This is a genomic window from Dyadobacter sp. HNCC25DJ186 (genome assembly GCF_056895235.1).
Window position 1 is genome coordinate 108,248 of record NZ_JBXHAS010000007.1, and the last position, 26,368, is coordinate 134,615.

The window sequence follows — 26,368 nt, forward strand, 5'->3', positions numbered from 1 at the left end:
AATATTTACGCTTCGTCAGTAACACATCCTTCACTGGCAGATTTTACCGTGCGGATATATCTTCCCAACATTCCTTTTGTGAATTTTGGCTCTGGTTGAACCCATGCCGCTTTCCGTGCTACCATTTCCTCATCAGAAATATGCACAATCAGCTGACGCGTGTTTGCATCAATCGTGATTCTGTCGCCATCTTTCACAAGCGCGATCGGACCACCGTCAAATGCTTCCGGAGTAATATGTCCAACCACAAATCCGTGTGTTCCGCCTGAGAAACGACCATCTGTGATCAGTGCAATTTTATCGCCAAGTCCGGCTCCCATGACAGCAGATGTTGGTTTCAACATTTCCGACATTCCTGGTCCGCCTTTTGGTCCTGCATTACGGATCACTACCACATGACCTGCTTTGATTTCTCCTTTGGAAAGCATGGTAATAATCTCTGTTTCGTGCTCGCAAATTTTTGCTTCACCATCAAAGGTCAAACCTTCTTTTCCTGTAATTTTTGCAACAGAACCCGTTGGGGCCAGGTTGCCATATAAAATCTGGATATGTCCTGATGACTTAATCGGGTTTTCCAGCGGGAAAATAATTTTCTGGTTTTCAAAATTCAGGTCCGGTGCTTCGGCTAAATCTTCTGACAGGGTTTTGCCTGTTACAGTCAGACATTCACCGTGGATCAATCCTTTTGAATAAAGATATTTCATGACAGCCGGTACGCCTCCGATTTCAAGGATGTCTTCCATGAAGTACTTACCGCTTGGTTTAAGATCGGCGATGAAAGGCACTTTGTTGGAAATTTCCTGGATATCATCCAATGTCAAAGGAAGGTCTGCTGCACGGGCAATCGCAAGAAAGTGCAATGCTGCGTTTGTAGAACCACCCAGAGCCATCACCACTGTCAAAGCATTTTCAAGCGATTTTTTGGTAATAATGTCCCTTGGCGTAATGTTTAGTTCAAGCAATTTTTTCATTGCCGCACCGATTTTCCTGCATTCTTCCTGTTTTCCTTCGTGGGTTGCAGGGTAAGAGCTGCTGAAAGGCAAACTTAACCCCATCGCTTCAATCGAAGCCGCCATGGTGTTTGCTGTGTACATACCACCGCAAGCGCCTTGGCCAGGAATTGAATTTTGAATTACACCTTTATAATCTTCGTCAGAAATATTGTTGGCAAATTTTTGTCCGAGCGCTTCAAATGCCGAAACAATATCCAGTTTTTTACCTTTATAATGTCCTGAACGGATTGTTCCACCGTAAACCATAATCGCAGGACGATCGAGGCGCGCCATCGCCATAACGGCTCCGGGCATATTTTTGTCACAACCTACCACCGCGATAACCCCGTCATACCATTGCGCAGCAACAACCGTTTCGATTGAATCCGCAATGATGTCACGACTTGGAAGAGAATAACGCATCCCGTCATTTCCGTTGGTCATACCATCGGAAACGCCAATGGTATTGAAGATCAGGCCGACCATATTATTAGCCGTAATACCTTGTTTTACGTAAACAGAAAGTCCGTTTAAGTGCATGTTACAAGGGTTTCCTTCATAACCTGTACTGGCAATACCAATTTGTGGTTTTGCCATGTCCTCTTCTTTTAATCCAATGCCGTAAAGCATGGCCTGAGCTGCCGGATTAGTAACTTCCTGGGTTAAGGTTTTCGAAAATCTGTTTAGTTCTGTCGCCATGGTGATTATTAATTTAATAAAAAAACACCTCACTCAGCGGGTGAGTGAGGTGCGGATATATGCCGTTAACATCTCACTCACGTCAGGGACGTGACTACGATCAGTAGGAAGATGGAACGTACGATTAACATAAATCAATAAGAAAACGAAAATATAGTTTTTAGCGAAATTTCGCTAACTCTAACTTGGTGTTACAAATTAGGAGCCTATCTTTTTATTTTCCAAATTTTAGGGCAAATTTTTGCAGATATACTTAGATAAATCCCATATTATTTATTTGGTAAAGGTTGGTTCACAGAAAATAATTAATTTTGGATTTCAATCAATGCAACATTCCATGCTAACAACCGAATCGTCATCTCTCTACAATAATCTCGATCAGATGAGTGTCAATGAAATTTTGAACTCAATAAACCGGGAAGATCAGACGGTGCCTAATGCCGTTCAAAAGGTAATTCCTCAAATTGAAGCTTTGATCGAAGAGATCGTTCCGCGTATGAAAAAAGGCGGTCGTTTATTTTACATCGGTGCCGGAACGAGCGGTCGTTTAGGGGTTGTGGATGCTTCGGAATGCCCTCCAACCTTTGGCGTTCCATTTGATTTAGTTGTCGGAATTATTGCCGGCGGGGATATTGCGATTAGAAAAGCAGTGGAAAATGCAGAAGATAACTGGACACAGGCCTGGATTGACCTGGCATCCTACAATTTAAATGAAAACGATACTTTAATCGGACTGGCCGCTTCCGGTCGCACGCCGTATGTGATTGGTGGATTAAACGAAGCGAAAAATGCTGGTTTGCTGACAGGTTGTGTGGTTTGCAACAGCGGTTCTCCTATCGCAGCCGCTTGTGAGTTTCCTGTTGAAGTAGTTGTCGGGCCGGAATTTCTGACGGGAAGTACCAGAATGAAATCTGGTACAGCCCAAAAACTGGTACTGAATATGATCTCCACTGCTGTGATGATCCGTTTAGGAAAAGTGAAAGGAAATAAAATGGTGGATATGCAGATGACCAATGAAAAACTTGTAAATCGTGCAATTCATATGATTATAGATGAATTAGGTGTTTCTCCGGATGAAGCAGAATCCTTGCTGGATCAGTATGGAAGTGTTCGTGGCGCGATAGAGGCGGTGAGGAAGTAGTAGCTGCTAATCAAATTTTTCATATCATATGAATTGTTTGATTAGGTTATAAGCCTGAGATATTTTCTGTGTAGTAAATTGTATATTAATCCCTTGATAAATTATCCGTTCGATATTATCAAGGGATTTCACTTTTACGACATACACTTATGCAGGAAGTATTAAAGTCCGAAATTATCAACACGGAGAAAAGCAGATATAATCTCGAACTGATAAAAACGGCAAACGGTTTGTTTTATGTCTCAATTGGTCAAAGCGTATTTGTTCATCAATTGGATACAATAGAATCACATATCAGAATAAGGCCGTCTGACTTGGATGAGATTATTCAAATCTTAGTAAGCTATCAGTTAGAAATCAGAAAGAATCACCCTAGAAAGAAGGTATTTACGGATTTTAGGAAAAAGGAATTAATAAACAGATATCTAAACAAATGTTTGGAAATAGAGACTTTGGCTGTTCAGTTTGATTGTTCTGTAACTGAAATTAAACAAATATTTTTTGAAAATAATATCGCAGTTACTTCAAATTCCATAGCAGAGGACAAGCCTGTCAGCAGGAGGAGATTTTGGAGAAGAAAAAGAAAAAGGTCAGAATAATCGGAATTATCCCGATGATCCTGACCTTTTTCAAAATATTGTTAACAAATTAAATGTCCGAATACTCAGTTGGATACATGTAGAAACTTGTATTTTTTGATACGTTGTTCTGATATTCAGGATTAACTTTCAATTTGTTCCACTCTGCATCCTCACTGAAAGATTTCCAATGGGCATCACGGTCAGCTTTATTTTCGAAAGTTGTCATGTACATTAAATTTGGCTGATGACTTCCGGCAATTACTTCTCCGTAAAAAACTGCATTGAAACCAAGTCTTACAAAAAGGGGAATTTCTCCTCCATCGTTGAACATTTTTACCTTGTTCTGATATCTTCTTTCGGTATGCCCTTCATAACTGCGCATTTCATATACACGCTCGCTTTTCGGCGCACTTAATTTTGGCTTTGAATGCACCGGCATCGCCGTAAAAGCTTGAAGAATCGTCGTTTCGATACGTACATAAGGTGGATTTTTAAATGGCGCTTCCAGATAGTCTTTCCCCGCTTCCAGATATTTTGAATCCTTATCCAGCAATTTTGGAAGTGTCAAAAGTTGGTCCAGAGAGCTTAATGGTGTAAAAACATAAATTAATTTTCCACTCATGGTATCACTTGGAACAGGTTTGAAAACCCCCACATCCTTAATTCCTGCACGATGTAATGCGGGTATATATGCATCTTTCAGGAAAGCTTCTACAGCAGCTTCCTGCGTTTTGTCTTTCAAATGATACATTTTAATTTCATAAAATTCTCTTTTGGGCGCTGCTGCTATCGCGGCTACGGATAACGCTAACATAAAAAGGCTTAAAAGGAAAGTACGTTTTTGTGGCTTGTTCATAAAAGATCAGATCGCTCTCTTTATTATTGTATAAGTTTAAATTGAAAAGAGGCCGTCTTTAATTTTATACTGTATAAAAAAATGCAGACAAGGGTTTGTCTGCATCGAATCTTGGCAACAAAATCGATTTATTTTAAAATTTCGGGCAAGACAGCTGATTTTTGCTGCTTCTGGAACGTTTCGGTTTTGGAGTAAGCGGTTCGAAAATATACGAAAGAGAAATTTCATGTGCTCCGCCGCTTCCTGCTCCCAAGGTCGAAATGGTTAAATCATAACTATATCCGATCGAAAACTTATCCTGGCGAAAACCTGCAAGAAAAACCAGTGATTCATGGTTATTAATCGACGGTTCATATTTTTTGAAAGGAATTCCACGGTACCACATTCCTAAAACCAGGGGCTCGATCGTCACATAAAGCCCCATATCCAGCTGATCGTATTTTCCTTGTTTTTTGTATAAAATGGCTGGCGAGATACTTTTTTCTTTATCGATCTCATTTCCTAAAAAAGTATAACCGGCAAACGGTATCCGAAGACCAGCCTGCAAGCTTGCCTTTACCGGAAGTCTGGCTTCCGTTCCGCTAAATGCCTGATTAGGTCTGTTGATATGATGCGCCGCTAATCCAAGCCAGTACCAATCCGAATAGACCATCATGCCAGTCGAAAAATCAGCATAGGAAACATTAGGGCCTCCCTGTGCAAAAGGGTCTGTCGAAGGATTTCCGGTAAACCCTCCATTGGTAAACTGATCGCCAAATGTCAACCCGTAATAATCAAGCGACCGGGAAGCAAAACCACCCTGGATACCTAACCTAAGCGAGGTAACATCGTTTAAATTAATCTGATAAGCGTATTGAAGTGCTATGTCGGTAGCTTTAAGGTTTCCTAATCCCTGGCTGTCAGTTGTTACCTGAACTCCAATCCCACTATTATAGTTAGGAAGAAATACATCCGCTCCGAAGGATGCCGTTACAAAATTTGCTGAAAGCGCAGGCCATTGATTGCGGTAATTTGCCGTCAGGCGAGGTGCCAGCGCGCCACCTGCAAGGGCGGGATTAAGGTACAACGGGTTAGCATAAAACTGGGAAAATTGCGGATCCTGACTCCAACCTTTGAGGCAGATCAGTGTCATGATGAGAAGAGGAAGTATACGCTTTATCATATATTTTCAGGCTTTGTCCGCTATTTACATCGAATTGAGGATACGGACGTAAGAAATACCAAAATTTAATTCACAAATTGTCGCCACATTGCGTATTAATATTCAAATTACTATGGTTTTTAAGACATTACCACACAAAATTTTAACATATTATTTTCGTTAGAATGATCGGGTAACAAGAATATTTAATTGGCGGGGTAGGGATGATTGATTTAGTAACGAAACATGAGGCGATTTTATAATACACATCGGAAAATATTTTATTCATTTTTCTTTTTGCTATTCCTGGGAGCGGGTTTTGCGAACGCGCAGACTTTTACCTTTACGTACGAGGATGCCTGTGTTCCTAGCCCTGCTTGTGCGGAAGATGGTACCATGTTTAAGGACGATGATAATAGTACTGCCACCGCTTGGGCTTGGGTGTTTGGAGATGGAGGAACAGGCGATGTCCGTAACCCGCTTCATTCCTATAAAACTGCGGGAACTTACACAGTGACTTTAACCAGGACATTTGCAGCTGGGCCTCAAACGGTTGAAACGCAATTAATAACCATTGGAGAAGTGCCCCCACCTTTTCAGGAATGGAAATCTGATACTACTATTTGTCCAAATACGAGTGTGGTTTTAGATCCTTATCCGAGTGGAGCGCCTGTGGGTGCTAAGTACATCTGGTATCCGAAAGGAGATACAACACAAACACTGGAAGTGGATAGCTCAGGCTGTTATTCGGTTGAGGTGATTATGCCTAATGGTTGTAAGCTTCAGGACCGTGTAAACGTAAAAATCTGCATGGAGCCTGCGAATCAGGAAGGTGCAAAATGGTTTTTTGGAGGAAATGCCGGACTGGATTTTTCAAGCTCGCCACCAGCTCCGATTACAGACGGGAAAGTTAATACGCCAGAAGGTTCGTCATCGATTGCAAACTCAAAGGGTATATTACAGTTTTATTCGGATGGGATAAAAATTTACAATCGAGATAATGAAGAGATGAATTGCTCGGCCAGCATTTCTCCGTGTGTAGATCTTAAAGGAAGTCCCAGTTCAACGCAATCCGTGCTGATAGTTCCTCAGCCTACGTGTAAAGGCTGTGAATTTTTGTTCAACGTCTTTACAACCACAGAAATTGGGGGAAATAATTTCCTTACAAAGAGCGTCGTTGATATGAGGCGTAACAATGGAAAAGGCGAGATTATTGAACAAAATACCACCTTACAACAGCCAACCACCGAGCGGATTGCTGCTGTAAAAAATGACAGAGATAGTACTTATTGGGTAATTTCTCATGATTACGGTACCAACAAATTCCGTATTTTCCACGCTACCACCGGCGGTTTAACTGAAACCAGTTCTCCTGAATTAGGAATGGCGCATGATTCGCCAAACGAAGGTGAAGGTTATATGAAATTTTCTGCCGCAGACAGCACCGGAGCAAGGCAGTTGGCTGTGATTATCCCCGGTCCACCTACGAATTATGTTGAGCTTTTTAATTTCAATGATTCCACGGGCGTTCTTACCTATAATAAAACACTTGACCTCGGTCCTGCCCCGCCGACGGCGTATGGTATTGAATTTTCGCCCACCGGCGAAAAAATGTATGTTTCCTTTCAAGGGGAAGGCAGTTCCAAGTCTTATCTGAAACAATTTGACCTTACTTTTAGTGACAGCTTGATTGTTGAATCTGCGCTTGTCATCGATAGTTCGGCAACAGAGAAATACGGTGCTTTGCAGATAGCTCCTGATGGCAAAATATATATGGCTATTGAAGGAAGTGATTTTCTGGCTTCAATCGGAGAGCCAGAGCGAAATTCTGCCTCTGCCATTGAATATGAGAAAGAAGGCGTGAATCTTGGCGGAAAGAAAAGCGAGCTGGGTCTGCCAAGTATGGTTCAGGATTTTACTCAGGAGGCATCCGGCCCAGGATTTTCTGCGGATGGTTTTTGTACGAATGAACCGACAAATTTTGAAGCCGGGCCGATTTGTGATCCAAAAGAAGATACATACAGCTGGAACTTTGGTGATGGAACTGCACCTACTGCTCCATCCAAGGAACAGCAAACAGCATCACACATATACACGCAACCTGGCAGTTATTTAGTCAGTCTTTCACAGACTAACGACTGTACTACAATGGTTACGAGGGATACCATTGTAATTTATGAAACACCGCCTGCCATGAACCTCAGGGCTAATATCGATACTTGTGGACAATACATTCAGCTGGATATGGGTATTACGGCGCAGGTCTATGAATGGTATAACCGTGGTAGAATTATAAGTCGTTCGAGAACTTTACGGGTGACAGCTACTGGCCGTTACATAGCGGTAGCTTATAATGGCCCAAGCAGAGATTGTTTTACAGCGGATACAACGGAGGTCACACTCCGGAAACCACCTCCATTTGAACTCGGTGCCGATACAACCATGTGCCGCGACAGTTCTATTCTGATAACAGCGCCGGGATTGACATGGCGGGAATTTTTGTGGAATACCGGTGAAGATACCCGTAGCATAACAGTGCGCCAGCCTGGTACTTATTTTGTTCAGGTTAAAAATGGTAATGATTGTTTTAACTATGACACGCTTCAGGTTGCAGAATTGCCTTCGCCAATTTTGCGATTAGCACCAGAATATTATATCTGTATTCCAGACGGAGGCTCCACCATTCTAAACGCCAACGGAAGCGATGTCATACATTATGAATGGCCGCATTCCGGTGATACCACGCAGACGGTATCCGTCAACACTGAGGGAGTCTTTACTGTTTTAGCGACAAACAAAGAAGGATGTGTGGCCCGGCAATCCACAACGGTGCTGGATCAATGTGAGCCTCGCTTCTTTATACCGGATGCTTTCACGCCTAATGGTGACGGGCAAAATGAGAATCTGGATGTTTTCGGCGCTTATTATATCAATTATTCCATCAGAATTTACAACCGCTGGGGTGAAGTAATTTATGCAACAACATCCATTGAGGATAAATGGGACGGAACCTATAAAGGTGTAAAAGTCCAGCCAGGTGTTTATCCTTATGTAGTGTCCTATGAAGCGGAATATTTCCCGGAAAGAAATCCGGTCGTAATTCGCGGATCGGTGATGGTGGTGCGCTAGAAGTTCGGTTTTGCCAGTAAAAACGGTTATTTTTGATTAAAAAATCGTTATGTTTTAATCAGAACGTAACTTAATAGTAGCAAAACAGCTTATGCGCCAGGATTATTTGTCCGGAGATAAAGAAACTCTTTCCAATACTGACAAAGATATTGACCGGGCACTGCGTCCGTTGTCGTTTGAAGATTTTACAGGACAGGATAAAATTCTTGAAAACCTTAAAATATTTGTTCAGGCGGCCAAACAACGTGGTGATGCGCTGGATCATGTCTTGCTGCACGGGCCTCCGGGTTTGGGCAAAACAACTTTGTCACATATCATAGCGAATGAACTTGCTGCCGGCATCAAAATAACGTCCGGGCCGGTTTTAGATAAACCAAGCGATCTTGCAGGTCTGCTAACAAATTTGCAGGAACACGATGTACTTTTTATCGATGAAATCCACCGTCTGAATCCGATTGTTGAAGAATATCTGTATTCTGCGATGGAAGATTACAAGATCGATATTATGCTCGACAGCGGGCCTAACGCACGCAGTATCCAGATCGGCCTGAATCCTTTTACATTGATCGGTGCTACAACAAGGGCGGGTATGCTGACCTCGCCATTACGCGCACGTTTTGGTATCAATGCGCGGCTTGAATATTATGATGCCACGTTACTGGCTTCTATCCTAAAACGTTCTTCTATTATTCTGGGAACACCGCTGGAAGACGACGCAGCATTTGAAATTGCCCGACGCAGCCGTGGAACGCCTCGTATTGCGAATAATCTGTTACGCCGGACCCGGGATTTTGCACAGGTAAAGGGCACAGGTAAAATTACGATTCCAATTGCTGAAATGGCATTATTGGCCTTAGACGTTGATCAAAATGGACTGGATGAAATGGATAATCGTATTTTGTCCACCATTATAGAGAAATTTAAAGGCGGGCCCGTGGGACTTTCCACCATCGCAACTGCATGCGGCGAAGAGGCTGAAACGATTGAGGAAGTATATGAGCCGTTCCTGATCCAGGAAGGTTATATGAAGAGAACTTCCCGTGGGCGGGAGGTAACTGAAAAAGCTTACAGACATTTGGGGATACTGCCAAGACACCGATCGGGAGAACTGTTTTAACCCAAAACATGATCACGAAATTTTTATATTTTTATTTAACGGTAAAACCAGTGAAGTCTTGAAGATCAATTCAATACTCGCTGGTTTTTCTCGATTATACTCTGTACTTTTGCGGTAAATTTTGTGTCACCGTTGGGTATGGTCGAAAGTATTGTTGCTGTAAAATTAGTCGTCCGCGTTCCTTGCGCCATTATTGAACATAATGGTAAGGTATTAGCTGGTCAGCGCAGTGCTGCACTATCATTTCCTTTACAGTGGGAATTTCCGGGGGGCAAGCAGGAAGACAATGAAACGGACGAGGAAACGCTCGTTCGTGAGATCAGGGAAGAGCTTGACGTCGAAATTGATATAATTCAAAAACTGCCGGTTACAACCAAAGATCAGGGATGGCGGGAAATAATTCTCGTTCCTTTCGTTTGTAACCTTCGTACCTACAACATTACGCTTACCGAACATGAGCAGATCTTATGGCTCACACCAGAAGATCTACCCGCGCTCGATTGGACAGAAGCTGATTTGGGTGTAATCAAAAGTTACTTTGACTACCTAGCGGGAAAAAACTAATCTGCTTCCTTTGACGGTTTCGTCAAAATTCCCGTTTTCATAAGCCAGGTGGCCTGATACGAAAGTATGGGTGATAACGGAATGGAAATTTGTTCCTTCAAACGGAGACCAGCCACATTTTGAATACAGGTTTGAAGGTTGTACCGATGTCGTCCCGTCAAGATCAACCAATACCAGATCTGCCCAGTAACCTTCACGAATATATCCGCGCTCTTTAATCTGGAAACAATCTGCCACGGCATGGCTCATTTTTTCAGCTACACGTTCCAATGGAATTTTTCCTTTTTTACTGAATTCCAGCATCACATTCAACGTATGCTGAATCAAAGGCAAACCGGAAGGAGCCTGCCAGTATGGAAGTGCTTTTTCTTCGATGGTATGCGGCGCATGATCCGTTGCAATCACATCGATACGGTTATCCAAAAGTGCCTGGAAAATGGCTTCCTTATGATGGGGCGCTTTGATGGCCGGATTACATTTTATTTTATTCCCAAGCGTATGATAATCTTCGGCGTCAAACCATAAATGATGTACGCAGGCTTCCGAAGTTACCAGTTTTGGAGCTCCGTTTGGCAGCATTATCTGCCCGTTTTTACGCTCTCCTACTTCAAAAAGAGATACCTCATCTCCCGTTGATATATGCAAAATATGTAATCTCGTGCCATGTTTATGGGCAAGTGCGCTGGCAAATGAAGACGAAATCAGACAGGCTTCCTCATTTCTGATCAAAGCATGAATATCATAAGGAACATTTTCGCCGTATTTCTCTTTATAAAATTCCATTCTGTGACGAACGGTTGCTTCGTCTTCGCAATGTGTCGCGATCAACATCGGCGCATTGGCGAAGAGTTTTTCGAGCACTTCCGGCGAGTCTACAAGCATATTCCCCGTGGAAGAGCCCATGAAGATTTTTAACCCGCAAACCTGCGTTGGGTCTGTGCGCATTACCTCGTCATAATTGCTGTTTGAGCCGCCCATGAAGAAGGAATAATTGGCCAGTGAGGTTCTTTCGGCAATGTCGTATTTATCCTGTAACAATGGCTGCGTCAGCGCATTCGGAACCGTATTGGGCATTTCCATAAAAGAAGTTACACCACCTGCGACCCCGGCACGCGCTTCTGAATGAATATCTGCCTTATAAGTCAGGCCGGGTTCCCTGAAATGGACCTGGTCATCTATTACGCCGGGAAGTAAATACGTGCCTTTTGCATCGATAATTCTGTCGGCTGAAAGGTGTTGCAGGTTTTTGCCAATACGTTCAATGTGACCATTGCTAATATATACGTCAGATTCCTGAATCGTGTTTTCGTTCACGACGCGGGCATTCAGAATAAGGGTATTCATCGCGTAACCGGAATAGTTAAGTAAAAATCCAAAGATAGTCTTGAAGTGGTAAAGTTAATAAGTCTGCGCTGACAGGCTAAATAATTCGGTCATTCTCTCACTCCATCATTCAAAATTATTCATGAGCCTGATATCCATTTGGTTTGATTTTGTGGATTTAATTTTCCCACGTTGCTGTGCGGCTTGTGATAAAGGATTGATTGGCAATGAAAATGTCATTTGTACCGCATGCCGGATTGCACTTCCACGGGCAGGGCAGGATAGTATTTTCTCTGAAATGATCGGGCAAAAGTTTTTAGACCGTCACGAAGTAACAGAAACGCACGCCTTTCTTTTATTCACTAAAAAGGGAAAAGTTCAAAAGCTTTTGCATGCTTTGAAATATAAGGGACAGCCTGAGGTCGGAGTGGAATTGGGTTTTATGTTTGGGCAGGAAATGCTGGAAAATGATATGCTGCCTTATGCCGATTTAATTATCAGTGTGCCGCTTCATAAAAGAAAATTAAAGAGCCGCGGCTACAACCAAAGTGATAAACTGGCGGAGGGATTTTCAAAAGCAACAAATATTCCGTGGTCAGGCAATGTGCTTTTGCGGGTTAAGTATACCGAAACTCAGACAGGAAAAACAAGAAACGAGCGATGGGAAAATGTGCGTGGTGTTTTTGTTGTACAAGGAGATGTTAGAGGTAAAAAGGTAATTATTATGGACGACGTATTAACCACAGGTGCGACGATTGAAGCTTGTATCGAGGTTTTGCTGGAAGCCGGATGTACTGAGTTTATAGTCCTGACAATTGCCTCCACGCAGCATTAAGTGACTTTTTTAATATCAAAAAAGCCGTCGCCAAACAGGCAACGGCTCTTTTCATATTTTAACAAAAATATATTTCTTATTTGTGGCTACCCGTAGCGATCATTGCGCAACGGAAACCAACTGATGCAGTAGCAGAATCCTGATCCATGTAACGACGCGTTCCAGGAGACAACCAATACGCTACGTCCGACCACGATCCACCTTTGTAAACACGAAGGTTATCATTTACCAGAGAGTTGCCATTTTTAGCATCGTAGTTTTTTGCTTCATCCTGGTATCCGTCACGACGGAATGCATTCAAATCATTTACGTCATTATTGGAAAGCGGGCGGTAAACGTCATAAACCCATTCGCTAACGTTTCCAGCCATATCAAACAAGCCATTGTCATTAGCCGGATATGAACGAATTTCCTGCGTAATAATCGCACCATCATTTGATTTGCCTGCAATACCTGCGTAATCCCCAGGTCCGCGTTTGAAGTTAGCAAGCATTTGCCCCTGCTTACGTCCACGTGGCTGGCGCATTGTTGAGCCATCCCATGGGTAAATACGCTGGTTTGACTGGTTCTCGTCAGAATATTGTGTACCGATCATTGCGATGGCAGCATATTCAAATTCTGCTTCGGTTGGCAGACGGTATGGAGGCATCACGTAACCACTTTCGATCGTAAGTTTTGCAGGTTCCGCAGAAGCAACTGACTCAGCTTCGGCAGCAGCGGCAGCTTTCTTCTTTTTACCGATCGAAAATCCTTTTTTGGACTGACCTGCTTTTGCTCCGGCAGCGTTATTGCTTATGCTGACAGCAGCCGTTCTCCATGCACAATAATCATTTGCCTGAACCCATGAAACACCTACAACCGGGTATAAACGGAAACCAGGGTGACGAAGATACATCGTTACGTATGAATCATTAAAGGATAATTCATTGTACCAAACAGCGGTATCAGGTAAAGCTTTACTGTAAAATTCTTCAGATGAATCCTTTTGAATAGCATTTAAATATTCAAGGTAGTGAACGTTGGCAACTTCCGTCTGGTCCATATAGAACGACTGGATACTTACCGTACGTTTCGGATTGTCGCGTCGGTTCATAACATCTTCTTCCAAAGATCCCATGGTGAAACGCCCTCCTTCAATATAAACCAAGTCAGGACCAGCAGGCAATGCTTTGTATTGTTTCACCTGATATCCATCCTTGCCATTATACGCCAGGCCTGTTTTTGAACTTTCTTTTCCAGGCTTTAAGCTCGTTGGCCTTTTTTTCTTACTACAGGAAGTAGCCGCTAATAACACAATCAGTATCAACGCGATCGATCGGATACCCATCTTATGCATGCAAATCATTGCTTTAAAGTGACTTAGAGTGTTTGGTATTTAATAGTATGCGAAACTGCAAATGTATGAAATCAATCGAACTTATTTGCTATAAATCCATTATTGACACATTTCCACTAAAATCTTATGCGCCTGGTCAATACTTTGCACATTTTCATAGATCAGCATCAGTTTCCCTTTCTGGTCTTTCAATGAGCTTTGTCTTGGATGCATTTTAATATAATCGATAATTTTCCCAAACCTTGGCGACTGAAAAAACTCATCGTTCTGCGAAGTAACGAAGTATCCTTTCAATGTATTGCTTTTCAATGTCAATTTTTCAAAATACAATCCTTCTGCTTCCCAACGCAACCGGACTGTTTTCAGCAAATCCTCCACTTCTTTGGGCATCGGCCCGAAACGGTCAAGGATTTCTTTCTCGAAACCGATCAGTTCCTCATTTGTCTTCATATCATCAAGACGCGTATACAACGAAAGTCTTTCCGAAATATTTTTAACGTAAGTTTCCGGAATCAAGGTTGCAAAATCCGTCTCAATCTGACAATCCGGCAATAGTTTTTTTGGAAGACCAAGTGCATTGGAGAACAAATCCTTAAATTCATTATTTTTCAACTCCGCAACCGCTTCATCCAGCATTTTGTGATATAACTCATAACCAAGATCATTCACAAAACCGCTTTGCTCAGCACCCAGTAAATTTCCAGCGCCGCGTATATCAAGATCGCGCATCGCCACTTTGAAACCATCCCCAAGTTCCGAGAATTCTTCCAAAGTCTGAAGACGTTTTCTGGAATCACTGGCTAAGGTAGACGCGTTCGGTGTTAAAAGGTAACAGAAAGCTTTTCTGTTGGAACGCCCTACCCGGCCGCGCATCTGGTGCAGATCTGAAAGTCCGAACATGTGCGCGGAGTTGATTATGATCGTGTTGGCATTGGCAATATCAATTCCGGACTCAATAATATTGGTGGAAACCAGAATATCATATTCTCCCTCTATAAAATCTACCATCACTTTTTCAAGCTTGTCGCCATCCATTTGTCCATGCGCCACACCGATTCTTACTTCCGGAACCAGACGCATAATAATGTTGGCAATAGACTCAATATCATTCACCCGGTTATGCACAAAGAAAACCTGTCCGCCACGCTGCACTTCAAAACTGATGGCATCGCGGATAAACTCTTCACTGAACGAATGAACTTCCGTGGTTACCGGCTGGCGATTTGGCGGAGGGGTTGCTATAACCGAAAGATCTCTTGCCCCCATCAAAGAAAAATGAAGTGTTCTTGGAATCGGCGTAGCTGTTAATGTCAGAACGTCCACATTTACACGCATTTCCTTCAAACGGTCTTTTGCTTTTACACCAAATTTCTGCTCTTCATCTACAATTAAAAGACCCAGATCTTTGAAATGCACATCTTTGTTCAAAATACGGTGTGTCCCGATCAGAATATCAATTTTTCCTTCCGCCGCTTCTTTAAGCGTATCTTTTATTTGTTTAGTCGATTTAAAGCGGTTGATATAACCCACTTTTGCAGGGAAATCAGACAAACGTTCACTGAAAGTTTTGAAATGCTGCATGGCCAAAATCGTCGTTGGCACCAAAACAGCCACTTGTTTACTGTCACAGACTGCTTTAAAAGCAGCGCGGATGGCTACTTCCGTTTTTCCAAAACCAACATCACCACAAACGAGACGATCCATCGGATGGCCTTTTTCCATATCATCTTTGACACTGGAAATCGCCGTTGCCTGATCCGGCGTATCTTCATAAATAAATGACGATTCCAATTCGGCCTGCATATAATTGTCGGGAGAAAACTGGAAACCGGGTGCCTGACGACGTTTTGCATAAAGCGCAATAAGCTCGTGGGCGATATCTTTAAGCTGTTTTTTAACTCTTGATTTTTTCGCTTCCCATTCTCCCGAACCCAGTTTACTCATAGCAGGCGGCGTTCCCTCCTTGCCGGTATATTTGGCAATTTTATGTAGGTTATGCACACTCACATATAGCAAATCATTGTCACGATAAATCAACCGGATTGCTTCCTGCTCTTTTCCATTCACATCTTTCCGTTCCATACCGGCAAAACGGCCGATACCGTAATCCACGTGCGTAACAAAATCGCCCGGATGAAGCGATTTCAGTTCTTTAAGCGTAATCGCTTTCGACTTGCTGAATTTTTCCTTTAACCGGTATTTATGAAAACGGGCAAAAATCTGGTGATCGGTGTAACAGGCGACTTTAAGATTTTCGTCAATGAAACCTTCCCGAAGTGAAATATTCGGTATCGGCTGAAATTTGACAAACGGATCAAGATCTTCAAAAATCCTTTCCAAACGGTCCAGCTGTTTCGGTTGTTCCGCAACTATGATATTAACAAAACCTTTGGATTGATTTTCCGAAAGATCGTCCAATAAACGCTTAAAGTCCTTATTGAAAGATGGTTGCGGTTTGGAGGAATAGGGGAGTTTATTTTCAGTTTTAAAATAAAACCTGCGCCCGAATTCCACCGTTTTGAATTTCTTAACCTGATTTAAAAAACCACGTCTTGTTTCAAACAAATCGGCCGGATTCGAAACAATTTGAATTCCTCCGCTGGTAACTTCCTGCAATGCTTTTTCAGCTCTTTCGAAACAATTTTCAATGACTTCAAGCGTCAATTCTGCGTCTTTAAACCATAACACAGCATCCTCGTCCAGGAAATCCATGAAAGATTCTCTCGTCTCGTGAACCAGTTTTTGCTGAATATCAGGAACAATATTGATTTGTTTGGCCGTTTCAATCGAAAGCTGGGTATCGGGATCAAAAGAGCGGATACTTTCCACTTCATCGCCAAATAGTTCGATACGAAACGGATGTTCGCTGGCAAATGAAAAAACGTCCAGGATACCTCCACGCACGGAAAATTGTCCGGCTTCGAAAACGAAATCGGTAATTTCAAACCCATAACTATTCAGGAATTCCGTCAGGAATGACGGATCCAGCTTCTCGCCTACTTTCACAGAAAAAGTGTTGGCAATCAACGATCTTTTGTTAATCACTTTCTCAAAAAGCGCCTCGGGATAAGTAACAATCTGAAACGGTCCGGGTTTGGCCACGTTCAGTTTGTTAAGGATTTCTCCGCGCATCAGAACGTTGGCATTATCGACTTCTTCGTAATGATATGGGCGTTTGTAGGACGTTGGATAGTATAAAACCTCCGTTTTGCCCAGCAAATTCTGCAAGTCATTTTGAAAATAAGCTGCTTCTTCCCGATCGCTTAAAATGTATAAAGCCGGACTTTTCTTTTTTTTCTGAATGGCCGCAGCAATTACCGCATCCAGACTTCCGACTAATCCTTTGATCTGGATATGTGCGGCATCTTCTTTTTTCGAGGCAATTTGTGATATGAACAGATCGAGATAACTGTCACCTCCGTATAGCGTCAATAAATCTTTTACTTCCAAAAGTATATCTTAATTATTAGAGGAAATTTCCCCGGTTTTATAAACTATATCAAACACAAAAAGCCGTTCCAGGGATTTTCCCGGTCGGCTTAAATGATAACAACAGTTTTTCTACTTTTGTTGATACCATTGATTACTTTACAAAAATAACTGGTAAATAAATAGCATTTGTAATGAATGTGTTAATTTGATAAAATGATCGACTGGCTCAATCAATCCATAACTTTCGCAGGCTTAACCACAACGATTCTTGAGATATTCGGTTTTCTGACAGGCGCGATCTGTGTTTACCTTAATACCCGTCAAAATGTGCTGGGCTGGTTTTTCGGTATAATCAACGCCGTACTTTATGTGATCGTTTTCTGGCAGGTGAAATTATATGCTGATATGGGCTTGCAGGGTTATTATTTTTTCACCAGTATTTATGGCTGGTGGATGTGGTTGTATGGCGGGAAAAGCCACGATGGGATTTCGGTGAGTAATACACCAACCAGACTTTATATCATTTTCGCAGTTATTTTTATTGTCGGAACATTATCCTGGGGTTTTCTTCTGGATCGCTTCACCAATGCCAGCCTGACCTACGCAGATTCCGCGCTAACCATTGCCAGTTTGATTGGACAATGGATGATGGTCCGGAAATATATTCAAAACTGGATTGTCTGGATTGTTGCTGATGCCTGTTATACCGTCATGTATTTTTATAAAGACCTGCACCTCACCGCTATTTTGTATGCCGTTTTTCTGGCATTAGCAGCAATAGGTTATGTACAATGGAGACGGGATTTAAAGCACCGATAATTAAAAATTGATTGTAAATAATATCACATCCTTCCAGACAGGCTCCATCTTGAGAGATATTCAAAACGGTATAGCTATACGCAGTTAGGGTTACATAAATAAAAAGACTGAATTTTCCAAAATTTAATTAGTGGGTTTGCCTATTTTATGCTTTTCTTAATCACGGGTAGAGAAGAAATAGTTGATTTATTGATGAAATACAAATATTTGAACATTTTTATTATTTAATAAAATGTTGGCAAATTTTCCTCGTTAACTATTTTACAGTCAAGAAGTTATAATTTTTTCTGAATTAAAAAGTTGACAAAAAATGAAAAGTAACTTAGAGAAAGATTATCTTTGTTATGTCGAGTGAAAGGGCCTTTTACGAAAAAAGGATGATGCTTGCAACATCACCCTTTATAAACACCGATCTTACGTATGGAAGTACTTGTTGATCTGCTACATTGGTGGCAAAACCTATCTGGAACAGACCAGGTAGCCATGATTATTGCTCTTATCCCTATCGGTAGAGAAGTTACACTGTTCGTTGTACAACATATAACGCAGTATTTTAAGTAGTAGTGTTATAGCAACAACTTATTACTTTGTCGTGCTTCATTAACATCTGTTAGTGGAGCACTTCTTTTTATTACTGCTTTAACTTGTTTACAAAGATAATTGGATTGTTTGTAATTGTTTGTATGTATCTGTAATTATTTGTACCCTTTTGTACGCATCTTTTGTTTCTGCTTACAAATAGTATCTCCTGTAATATAAACTCACCTTAGCAAAACTTGATGCCCTACAATATTAATTCACTTCTTAAGTTATATTTCATCCTTAGTGTTAACATTATTTCTTAAAGTATCTGATCCATTGTATGGTCCAAGAGGTGTACCTTATAATTTAAATCAACAATCACCAAAAGGAATTTCCTGTTCTTCCAGAATGGTACGGATTCTTGGTGAATCTTCAAAAACAATTCGCAGCTCTTTTTTAGCAACATTTTCCTCGTCATCCATCCATTTCCAGTCTTCCGCAGTTGCGTCGAAAATGTCAATAAGTGCGAGAATTTTGTCGTCCGTTTTTTCTTTCGAAAGCCAGTCAGCAGAATTTGTGATATAAATAACAACCTTTTCCTCTGCGATCCATTCAAGATCGTTCAGCATTTCATCCAGCGCATCCAGATTTTTACCGGAATAATCTGGGAAATTCAGGGCCTGACCGATCTGTTCGTGAAAGTCCTTCATTGAAGTGGCTTTCTGGCCGTCAACCCTGCCGATAAATGCGCCCAAAAACGACTTACGAAGGTCAAATCCTTTTTTTGCAAGAAGAAAATGTGTGTTTTTCATAAAATATAACACTGATCAATCAGCTTAAAATTAAATAGTCAGACAAAGATAAGTACCTGCGATGAAAAGTTTTCACTCGATTTCGATAAATGAATTATAATGGTCCCGCGTATACCAGGCATGTTCATTTTCGCTGGTAACCAGACGTTCCGCACCGCGGTTTTTCCCGTTCTTTTTAGGGTTGACATCCCATTCCCTATACTTCATCGGTTTCCCGGATTTATCTTTTAAAGGCAAATGTTTTTCATAATTCCCGAATTTTCGGCCTCCCTGATAGCCTTCCGGTGCCCGGCCGGTTTCTCTCACATAAGCAAGTACTTTGTAAACCTTTTGAGGAATATCATTTCGCTGATTTTTCTGAAGATTTTCCCTGGCCGCTTTCCCGGACTTTTTTAAAGTCCCTTGCGTTTGTTCAGTCTTTTGCTCCGTCTGGGAAATATCCTGATTTGTATTTCCAGAACAGGCCACGGCAAATAAAGTTGCCACGGCAAAAAGTATTTTTTTTAAAAAATTCACAAAAGTCAGAGGGGAATTCTTTGTAGGCATATTAAAATAATAACAGTTAAAATCAGGGAATCGAACATAAAAGAACCTCATTGTCTGAACAATGAGGTTCCCGGAAAGTTATTTTTTTATTAATTCAAAGAGAACATCGGCAATCTTAGGGCCACAACATTATTAAACATTAGTTTGCAGATGGTTGGGTCCATGTAATCGATCAGCGGAAATTCTGACACCAGCGACATTACTTCAAACTCACTTTCCGCTCTTACCACGCACCAGAGTTTCATTCGATCTTCTGACAAAGCATAGGACATAAGCCGCCCCTGCTCCATCATTTCATTGATTTTCTTTCTCTGCGCCGGTATTTTTTCTGTGTATTCCTCCGTCATAACAGCCGGAAGTTGGATTTCAACCATATATTGACTCATGAGCGAAAGAGGTTAGTTACGTAAAAAGTCCAATTTATATTCTGCTCTTATAAAAGGATATGCGTAAGGTAATAGTTCCTGTGGCATATTCCTGGCCACGGATTTAAGATTTTTTAAGGTATGAATTGAAACCCTTGAACTTAGGTAAGTTAAAAAAAGTTTTTAATAATTAAATATCCCTTCCAACCCTTTGACAAATAATTGTGTCAATTAAATATTGAGCAAGCGTTTGGGTTGACCGATAAATAACAGATGGCGGATATTTAAGAATAAAAGCAGCCTCTTATTGTTTACAGTAGGAGAAAAAACAAAATAAATAAACCGGAAGTAGCACCCCTTGAGCTTCGGATGACTTTTAATGAACAGGAATTGGTGATTGGCTGTCAACAGCGCAACCGCGTCGCCCAGAAACAGCTATATGATGTTTTCGGGGGGAAGCTGTTTGCTATATGCCTGCGTTACACCAAAAACCGCACAGATGCGGAAGATGTTTTACAAGATGCGTTTATAAAAATTTATGAAAATATAGTTACGTTCCGAAACGACAGCCCGGTTGAGTATTGGCTTCGGTCAATTGTAGTCAATACGGCATTAAATCATTTGAGACAGCAGAAACATCTGAAGCAGCTGGACGACATTGATGGACATGAAAACGTGTTGGCGGGAAAAGAATTAGTCCTGGCGGATTTTCAATGGCAGCAGCTGATGGAGTTTATTAAAGAACTGCCCATTGGTTGCCAGACTATTTTTAATCTATACGCCATAGAAGGTTACCAGCATAATGAAATAGCCCAGAAATTAGGTATATCCGAAGGAACCTCGAAATCGCAATATTCGCGGGCTCGTACGCTTCTTCAGGAAAAATTGAACAAAGAAACAAGATTTGATGATGGATCCGTCCGAAAAAAATAGCTTTGAAGAGCAATGGAAGAAGGCGTTTCAGGAAGCTTCTGAAACACCTCCTCTCTCTGCCTGGGAAGGCATAGAGGCTCGCCTTGACAAAGAGGAGAGAAAAGTGGTGCCGCTATGGTGGCAGACACCACGGCTTTGGTATGCAGCCGCATCCGTAGCCGCATTGTTATTGGTTGGTATCGGTTTGTGGAATGGCTCTTACAATTCAGAAGAGAAAAAAGATGCACACCTGGCAGCCGGTAAATCAGAATTAGTCAGCCCGAATGCAGATACTAACACGAGCTCAAAAAATTCCGTAGAAGGTGAATCTGCGAAACAGAAAGAGGCGATTGAAGTTCCTTTGATCCAGCCGGAAACTGGTATTGCGCAAGTGGAATCTGAGAGACGGAGAAAAAATAGTGCAGAAAATCCTGCTATCATCAAGCAGAATGAGTCTCTGGCTTCGGCTAATACGGAAAAACAAGCAGAAGAAGATAGGGCTGCGCTTTCCTCTTTTAACAATAAAGTGGCAGTACGTAAGCTGGAAAATAATCCTGTTTCAGCGGAAACTATAACAGGCAATAATGATGTAATCAATGCTGATAAGTTTGCCGCTGCTCAAAGCAATAATGTTGCAGCTGAGCCTTTAAATCCTGCAAATCTTGATGCTGCAAGTCGCATTGTAGCTGAGTCACTTACGCCGATCGGATATAAAGATCTGGATGTTTATGTTCAGAAACGGTATGTGTTTTTCAAACCTGGTACGATTACGGAAAAACCAGTTGAAAAGGCACCCAAAAACCGCGAATATTATGCGGCTGTTGGTTTGATGCCTGCAACTTTTAATCCGGATGTTAAGGTTACTTCGGCCCCTGTTGCTTTTGCCAATGCCAATGCGTCGAGACAATCCCTGAGTGGAAATAGCCGTGCAGGAACTTCTTATGCTGTTCAAACCCAGGGTGGTAAGCGACTTTCCAAACATTGGTCTGTAGAAACAGGCGTAAGTTATTTGCAGGGAAATTCGACTTATGAGGACGAAGGGTATCTGCTGGATGCGGCGACAAGCCGTTCACAAAATGTTTTGCAAAGCGCATTGATGGATAAATCGGGACAGAATTATGGCGTTAACGGGCCGACGTCGAGCCCTCCTGCGAATTCGCTTTATATTGAAGTGACAAAGGATGTCCGTAACGATTATAGGTATCTTCAAGTGCCGGTACAGGCAGGATATACTTTGAATCCGGACAAGAAATTCAGTTATTCTGTACTTGGTGGGATGATGGCTAATTTTTTCATGAATAATGAAATTGAATCAGCTTCTGGTACCGTGATTACAACCACTGCGAGCGACGATGTGTACCGCAGCCTGAACTGGGCCGCGACAACGGGGCTTCGTTTTAATTACAGGTTATCATCTCAATGGAAAGCGACGCTAACGGGGTCATACCAAAAGTCGATTACGTCAGGATTTAAGAGCAACGAAACATTGGAATCCCGCCCCTACCTCTATGGAGTTTCATGGGGTGTTAGATATTCTTTTTAAAAAAACATGAATCTGGTTCCAACCATTCCAGCCGTGAAAGACTCATAGTAAAAGAAGCGGTTACTAAAAGCGGAATCGCTATCATGTTATATGCACATTTTATTTATTAGCCATGAATAAAATACTTAAAATCAGCAAGTTAATTATTGTATCCGTTGGCCTTACGGCTTTCGGATGCAATGATGACAACGTTGACTCCCGACCAGATCCGGTTCGCGCGGTGGTTATTCCTGAGAGAATTTCAACTGGAACCAATGATTTTGCCTTCGATTTTTTCAAAAACTTACAGCAGGTTGAGAATGCTGACAAAAATTTATTTGTCTCGCCGCTAAGCCTTCATATCGCTTTGGGAATGCTGCTGAACGGAGCAGAAAGTGAAACAGCTTCTGAAATTTTGAAGACGCTGAAAATGGAAGGCGTTTCACAGGCAGATTTAAATAAAGCTTACAAAACATTATTAAATGATATGCCGGCAGCGGATTCAAAAGTTACGCTGGGCCTGGCAAATTCGGTTTGGTACCGAAATACAGTTCAGGTAGAAACTGATTTCAAAAATGTTTTGAATCAATCATTTAACGCGGAAATTACCGGGCTGGAATTTAACAAGGCTGCGTTGGATAAGATCAACCAGTGGGCCAGCGATAAGACCAATGGAAAGATCAAGAAAGTGTTAGATCAGCTCGATCCTAATGATGTGATGTATTTATTAAATGCACTTTATTTTAAAGGCGACTGGGCGGCAAAATTTGATTCAAAAAATACTCAGGACAAGGCATTTCATCTTCAAAGCGGAACAGATAAGAACGTGAAGATGATGTATAACAATGGCGACTTTGTCGCCCTGACTTCGGATAAGTATTCAGCTGCCAAACTTCCGTATGGTAATGGCCAGTTTGAAATGACCATTTTATTGCCTCAGGCAGGAACTTCAATAAATGATGTTTTGAATTCCTTTACAACGGCGGAATGGACAAAGATCCGCTCAGCTTCAGGAACCAGAAAAGTTAATATCGGCTTGCCGCGTTTTTCATTGGATTATTCTATCCAGTTAAATAAAACATTGGCTGGAATGGGAACTAACAAAGCCTTTACGGATCTGGCGGAATTTGGAAAAATTAGTAAGTCAACTAAAACGCTGGTAAGCTTTATAAAACAAGATACTTATTTGGGCATAGATGAAAGTGGAACGGAAGCTGCGGCAGTAACGACAATTGGTATGACCACTACCAATGTCGGACCAGCTGAACCTCTTCAAATCATCTGCGACCGCCCATTTGGAATTATCATCAGTGAAAAAACATCAAATACAATTCTTTTTATGGGAAGGATAATGAATCCGGAAAGTAAATAGGCAATTTGGCTTTCGGCAATCGGCTGTCAGCTTTCAAATGGTAAGAAATTGCGACTTGGTTATGTGAAAGCCGATCGCCGACGTCCGAAGTGATATTTAAGATAACAAACGTTGGTGTCAATCGACGTTTTCGGGGTGCGTTATCGTCCGTTGGCATTGCTTACGGACGATTTTTTTTAGGCGGGTACCTGGTTTTGCTCATTAAAAACGGCCTCCACCAATTTGACGTCAGCGACCCTAAAAATTTGAAATAATTAAGCCTGATTCTGGTGTCAAAAGCTGAGCTTAAAAAGCTATTCCATTCATTTTCAGATAAATTTGCTTGAAAAGGTTACAACCTTTTAATGATACGCTGTGTCTTAGGATAAAACTGAGAAATAATATAAACTCAGGATACCTGACGAAAAACTCATCTATCATGAAAACACAACTACTTCCGCTGATTATCATCGTCTTTTCTTTTGGATTATTTTCTTGTAATGACCAATGCAAGGAGACCCGCGTAACACGCAGGCTCACGCCCTTTACCCGATCACTTGCTGAGATCAGAAGCAGTGTAAAAGCAGAAACAAAAAGGGAACTGGTCCGGCCAGGTAAAATTTACACCAAAGGTAATTATCTATTTATCAATGAAATAAAAGAAGGTATTCATGTGGTTGACAATAGTGACCCATCCAATCCGAAGTTTATTTCCTTTATCAATATTCCGGGTAATGGCGATATTGCTGTTCGTAACAATATTCTGTATGCAGACAGCTATTCTGATCTGGTTTCACTGGACATTACAGATCCTGCCAATGCAAAGGAAGTGGGACGGGTGCAAAATGTTTTTCAGTTTGGACAATTTGATGGTGTAGGCTGGTCTTTGATGGGACAGAATAGTGCTGCCGGCATGATATCAATTCAGGATTTTACAGTTGATTTTGTAACGGAGACTGTGACGACAAACTGTGAGGAAAACGTTTCTCCGGGACTTATGTGGTTTGATTCGGGGTTTTTGTCCTCAACTGCTTCTTTCAATTCTGCCGGGTCTGCGTCTTCAGCTCAACCCAACGGTCAGGCGGGATCCATGGCGCGTTTTGCATTGTATGACAAATTTTTATATACCGTTCAACAAAACAGGCTGCACTTGTTTAATATTTCAAATCCGGCGCAGCCAACTGATTTCACAACGGTCAACACAAATTTCAATATCGAAACCATTTTCCCATACCAGAACAAACTCTTTCTTGGAACAACAACCGGAATGATTATTTTCGACAACTCCGACCCTGCCGCTCCAACGCAGATTTCAGTATTCCAGCATGGGCGGGCTTGCGATCCTGTGGTGGTTCACAACGACATCGCCTATGTAACGCTGCGAACAGGAACGGCTTGTCAGGGAACGCAAAATCAATTGGATCTGGTGGATGTCAGTAACCCCAGCAACCCCAAATTGATCAAAACCTACCAGATGGAAAACCCGCATGGTTTAAGTATCGATTTCCCGACTTTGTATTTATGTGAAGGTGATAAAGGTTTGAAAGTCTTTGACGTGGCTGATAAAATGGAAATTGATAAACACATGATTTCGCATTTTAAGGATATTGATGCTTACGATGTTATTTCGCTTGGCAAGACATTGATGCTGATAGGAAAGGATGGGTTTTATCAGTTCGATGTAACAGATCCGAGAAATATTCGTGAGCTAAGTAAAATCCCGGTGAATAAGGCTATTCCATAATTACTGTGACCTTTTAAGCTATTTACTCACCTCCAAAACACATAAGCACAATGAAAATTCTTTTTTCTCTATTCATATCAATACTGGTTGTAAGTGCTGTTAACGCTCAGGACGTAGTGGTTAAAAATAGGTTTGTTAACCACACGGAATTCGGGGGACTGTTTGGCCGGGTCAAATATTCAAACGGCTCTACGCAAAATACGGTTGATGGCAGAACCAGCTTAACACTCCAGACTTTTAACGGAATTCAAGTGAGCAGAAAACTTGGTGCCGGAATAACACTTGGCGCTGACTGGTATAAAAATGCTTTGATTAACCCTGTTGCAGCAGGAATCCGCTATGACCTTTCAGGCAGACCCAATTCCCGTTTTTTTGTTATTGCCGACGCTGGTTATGGTTTTACATGGCTACATCAGGATTCAGATGGTTTTAAAACAAAAGGTGGCTGGATGGTTAACCCCGGTATAGGACTGAGAATTGGAAACGTGAATACCTCTTCTTTCACACTTTCACTTACCTATAAAAGACAGGAAGTTTCTGCTGAAAAGCCATTGCTCTGGAATCAGATCGAACGCAATGAAGAACGTGTTTATAACCGTATTGCAGCCAGAATTGGAATAAGTTTTTAA

21 protein-coding genes are annotated in these 26,368 nt (G+C 41.7%); 12 read left to right on the plus strand and 9 right to left on the minus strand.

Features of this window, described 5'->3' with window-relative positions:
• Positions 1 to 5: 5 nt before the first annotated feature.
• Positions 6 to 1,691 (minus strand): dihydroxy-acid dehydratase, encoded by a 1,686-nt coding sequence (ilvD, locus tag AC1XUO_RS20355; RefSeq protein ID WP_483331610.1) that lies wholly within the window; start codon positions 1,689 to 1,691, stop codon positions 6 to 8.
• 337 nt (positions 1,692 to 2,028) lie between these two features.
• Between ilvD and murQ the strand changes: the two genes are divergently transcribed.
• Complete coding sequence (gene murQ, locus AC1XUO_RS20360) at positions 2,029 to 2,832, plus strand: N-acetylmuramic acid 6-phosphate etherase (RefSeq protein ID WP_483331611.1); 804 nt, start codon at positions 2,029 to 2,031, stop codon at positions 2,830 to 2,832.
• A gap of 149 nt (positions 2,833 to 2,981) precedes the next feature.
• Complete coding sequence (locus tag AC1XUO_RS20365) at positions 2,982 to 3,431, plus strand: hypothetical protein (protein ID WP_483331612.1); 450 nt, start codon at positions 2,982 to 2,984, stop codon at positions 3,429 to 3,431.
• 49 nt (positions 3,432 to 3,480) lie between these two features.
• Here AC1XUO_RS20365 and AC1XUO_RS20370 read toward each other — a convergent pair whose 3' ends face one another.
• Both AC1XUO_RS20370 and AC1XUO_RS20375 read right to left on the minus strand, forming a co-directional pair.
• Entirely contained in the window at positions 3,481 to 4,269 is a 789-nt protein-coding gene (locus AC1XUO_RS20370) for an NIPSNAP family protein (protein ID WP_483331613.1), read from the minus strand.
• 133 nt (positions 4,270 to 4,402) lie between these two features.
• Positions 4,403 to 5,431, minus strand: a complete 1,029-nt coding sequence (locus AC1XUO_RS20375; RefSeq protein WP_483331614.1) for a PorP/SprF family type IX secretion system membrane protein — start codon at positions 5,429 to 5,431, stop codon at positions 4,403 to 4,405.
• A 225-nt stretch (positions 5,432 to 5,656) separates the two neighbouring features.
• Between AC1XUO_RS20375 and AC1XUO_RS20380 the strand changes: the two genes are divergently transcribed.
• From AC1XUO_RS20380 to AC1XUO_RS20390, 3 genes are all read left to right on the plus strand, one after another.
• Positions 5,657 to 8,539 (plus strand): PKD domain-containing protein, encoded by a 2,883-nt coding sequence (locus tag AC1XUO_RS20380; RefSeq protein WP_483331615.1) that lies wholly within the window; start codon positions 5,657 to 5,659, stop codon positions 8,537 to 8,539.
• 91 nt (positions 8,540 to 8,630) lie between these two features.
• Positions 8,631 to 9,656: a Holliday junction branch migration DNA helicase RuvB gene (gene ruvB, locus AC1XUO_RS20385; RefSeq protein WP_483331616.1), complete on the plus strand. Its 1,026-nt coding sequence runs from the start codon at positions 8,631 to 8,633 to the stop codon at positions 9,654 to 9,656.
• A gap of 138 nt (positions 9,657 to 9,794) precedes the next feature.
• Entirely contained in the window at positions 9,795 to 10,220 is a 426-nt protein-coding gene (locus AC1XUO_RS20390; RefSeq protein ID WP_483331617.1) for a (deoxy)nucleoside triphosphate pyrophosphohydrolase, read from the plus strand.
• Here AC1XUO_RS20390 and AC1XUO_RS20395 read toward each other — a convergent pair.
• On the minus strand, positions 10,203 to 11,564 hold the full coding sequence (locus AC1XUO_RS20395; RefSeq protein WP_483331618.1) for a dihydroorotase: 1,362 nt from the start codon (positions 11,562 to 11,564) through the stop codon (positions 10,203 to 10,205). The genes AC1XUO_RS20390 and AC1XUO_RS20395 overlap by 18 nt on opposite strands.
• Before the next feature lie 121 nt (positions 11,565 to 11,685).
• Between AC1XUO_RS20395 and AC1XUO_RS20400 the strand changes: the two genes are divergently transcribed.
• A complete protein-coding gene (locus tag AC1XUO_RS20400; RefSeq protein WP_483331619.1) occupies positions 11,686 to 12,378 on the plus strand; it encodes a ComF family protein in 693 nt (230 codons plus the stop codon).
• A gap of 76 nt (positions 12,379 to 12,454) precedes the next feature.
• On the opposite strand, the gene AC1XUO_RS20405 is transcribed toward AC1XUO_RS20400, so the two are convergent.
• Entirely contained in the window at positions 12,455 to 13,714 is a 1,260-nt protein-coding gene (locus AC1XUO_RS20405) for an SUMF1/EgtB/PvdO family nonheme iron enzyme (RefSeq protein WP_483331620.1), read from the minus strand.
• Positions 13,715 to 13,813: 99 nt separating this feature from the next.
• Positions 13,814 to 17,164: a transcription-repair coupling factor gene (mfd, locus tag AC1XUO_RS20410; RefSeq protein ID WP_483331621.1), complete on the minus strand. Its 3,351-nt coding sequence runs from the start codon at positions 17,162 to 17,164 to the stop codon at positions 13,814 to 13,816.
• Between the two features lie 195 nt (positions 17,165 to 17,359).
• On the opposite strand from mfd, the gene pnuC reads away from it, so the two are divergent.
• A complete protein-coding gene (gene pnuC, locus AC1XUO_RS20415) occupies positions 17,360 to 17,965 on the plus strand; it encodes a nicotinamide riboside transporter PnuC (protein WP_483331622.1) in 606 nt (201 codons plus the stop codon).
• Between the two features lie 893 nt (positions 17,966 to 18,858).
• Here the strand turns inward: pnuC and AC1XUO_RS20420 are convergent.
• From AC1XUO_RS20420 to AC1XUO_RS20430, 3 genes are all read right to left on the minus strand, one after another.
• Entirely contained in the window at positions 18,859 to 19,299 is a 441-nt protein-coding gene (locus AC1XUO_RS20420; RefSeq protein ID WP_483331623.1) for a barstar family protein, read from the minus strand.
• Between the two features lie 72 nt (positions 19,300 to 19,371).
• Entirely contained in the window at positions 19,372 to 19,785 is a 414-nt protein-coding gene (locus AC1XUO_RS20425; protein ID WP_483331624.1) for a guanyl-specific ribonuclease, read from the minus strand.
• Between the two features lie 149 nt (positions 19,786 to 19,934).
• Positions 19,935 to 20,231, minus strand: a complete 297-nt coding sequence (locus tag AC1XUO_RS20430; protein WP_090340560.1) for a muconolactone Delta-isomerase family protein — start codon at positions 20,229 to 20,231, stop codon at positions 19,935 to 19,937.
• 348 nt (positions 20,232 to 20,579) lie between these two features.
• Between AC1XUO_RS20430 and AC1XUO_RS20435 the strand changes: the two genes are divergently transcribed.
• The 5 genes from AC1XUO_RS20435 (at position 20,580) to AC1XUO_RS20455 (ending at position 26,368) form a co-directional block, all read left to right on the plus strand.
• The gene (locus tag AC1XUO_RS20435; RefSeq protein ID WP_235151493.1) at positions 20,580 to 21,143 is read left to right on the plus strand and encodes an RNA polymerase sigma factor; all 564 of its coding nucleotides are present in this window, start codon (positions 20,580 to 20,582) and stop codon (positions 21,141 to 21,143) included.
• The gene (locus AC1XUO_RS20440; RefSeq protein WP_483331625.1) at positions 21,118 to 22,665 is read left to right on the plus strand and encodes an outer membrane beta-barrel protein; all 1,548 of its coding nucleotides are present in this window, start codon (positions 21,118 to 21,120) and stop codon (positions 22,663 to 22,665) included. The genes AC1XUO_RS20435 and AC1XUO_RS20440 overlap by 26 nt, the downstream gene beginning before the upstream one ends.
• A 112-nt stretch (positions 22,666 to 22,777) precedes the next feature.
• Positions 22,778 to 24,016, plus strand: coding sequence for a serpin family protein (locus AC1XUO_RS20445; RefSeq protein WP_483331626.1), 1,239 nt, complete (start codon positions 22,778 to 22,780; stop codon positions 24,014 to 24,016).
• Between the two features lie 418 nt (positions 24,017 to 24,434).
• Entirely contained in the window at positions 24,435 to 25,739 is a 1,305-nt protein-coding gene (locus tag AC1XUO_RS20450; protein WP_483331627.1) for an LVIVD repeat-containing protein, read from the plus strand.
• A gap of 50 nt (positions 25,740 to 25,789) precedes the next feature.
• Positions 25,790 to 26,368, plus strand: coding sequence for a hypothetical protein (locus AC1XUO_RS20455; RefSeq protein ID WP_483331628.1), 579 nt, complete (start codon positions 25,790 to 25,792; stop codon positions 26,366 to 26,368).

What these genes read in the sequence shown, in the direction of transcription:
- ilvD (WP_483331610.1), bottom strand. Translation starts at nt 1,691, where the DNA reads ATGGCGACAGAACTAAACAGATTTTCGAAAACCTTAACCCAGGAAGTT.
- murQ (WP_483331611.1), top strand. Translation starts at nt 2,029, where the DNA reads ATGCTAACAACCGAATCGTCATCTCTCTACAATAATCTCGATCAGATG.
- AC1XUO_RS20365 (WP_483331612.1), top strand. Translation starts at nt 2,982, where the DNA reads ATGCAGGAAGTATTAAAGTCCGAAATTATCAACACGGAGAAAAGCAGA.
- AC1XUO_RS20370 (WP_483331613.1), bottom strand. Translation starts at nt 4,269, where the DNA reads ATGAACAAGCCACAAAAACGTACTTTCCTTTTAAGCCTTTTTATGTTA.
- AC1XUO_RS20375 (WP_483331614.1), bottom strand. Translation starts at nt 5,431, where the DNA reads ATGATAAAGCGTATACTTCCTCTTCTCATCATGACACTGATCTGCCTC.
- AC1XUO_RS20380 (WP_483331615.1), top strand. Translation starts at nt 5,657, where the DNA reads ATGAGGCGATTTTATAATACACATCGGAAAATATTTTATTCATTTTTC.
- ruvB (WP_483331616.1), top strand. Translation starts at nt 8,631, where the DNA reads ATGCGCCAGGATTATTTGTCCGGAGATAAAGAAACTCTTTCCAATACT.
- AC1XUO_RS20390 (WP_483331617.1), top strand. Translation starts at nt 9,795, where the DNA reads ATGGTCGAAAGTATTGTTGCTGTAAAATTAGTCGTCCGCGTTCCTTGC.
- AC1XUO_RS20395 (WP_483331618.1), bottom strand. Translation starts at nt 11,564, where the DNA reads ATGAATACCCTTATTCTGAATGCCCGCGTCGTGAACGAAAACACGATT.
- AC1XUO_RS20400 (WP_483331619.1), top strand. Translation starts at nt 11,686, where the DNA reads ATGAGCCTGATATCCATTTGGTTTGATTTTGTGGATTTAATTTTCCCA.
- AC1XUO_RS20405 (WP_483331620.1), bottom strand. Translation starts at nt 13,714, where the DNA reads ATGCATAAGATGGGTATCCGATCGATCGCGTTGATACTGATTGTGTTA.
- pnuC (WP_483331622.1), top strand. Translation starts at nt 17,360, where the DNA reads ATGATCGACTGGCTCAATCAATCCATAACTTTCGCAGGCTTAACCACA.
- AC1XUO_RS20420 (WP_483331623.1), bottom strand. Translation starts at nt 19,299, where the DNA reads ATGAAAAACACACATTTTCTTCTTGCAAAAAAAGGATTTGACCTTCGT.
- AC1XUO_RS20430 (WP_090340560.1), bottom strand. Translation starts at nt 20,231, where the DNA reads ATGAGTCAATATATGGTTGAAATCCAACTTCCGGCTGTTATGACGGAG.
- AC1XUO_RS20435 (WP_235151493.1), top strand. Translation starts at nt 20,580, where the DNA reads ATGACTTTTAATGAACAGGAATTGGTGATTGGCTGTCAACAGCGCAAC.
- AC1XUO_RS20440 (WP_483331625.1), top strand. Translation starts at nt 21,118, where the DNA reads ATGATGGATCCGTCCGAAAAAAATAGCTTTGAAGAGCAATGGAAGAAG.
- AC1XUO_RS20445 (WP_483331626.1), top strand. Translation starts at nt 22,778, where the DNA reads ATGAATAAAATACTTAAAATCAGCAAGTTAATTATTGTATCCGTTGGC.
- AC1XUO_RS20450 (WP_483331627.1), top strand. Translation starts at nt 24,435, where the DNA reads ATGAAAACACAACTACTTCCGCTGATTATCATCGTCTTTTCTTTTGGA.
- AC1XUO_RS20455 (WP_483331628.1), top strand. Translation starts at nt 25,790, where the DNA reads ATGAAAATTCTTTTTTCTCTATTCATATCAATACTGGTTGTAAGTGCT.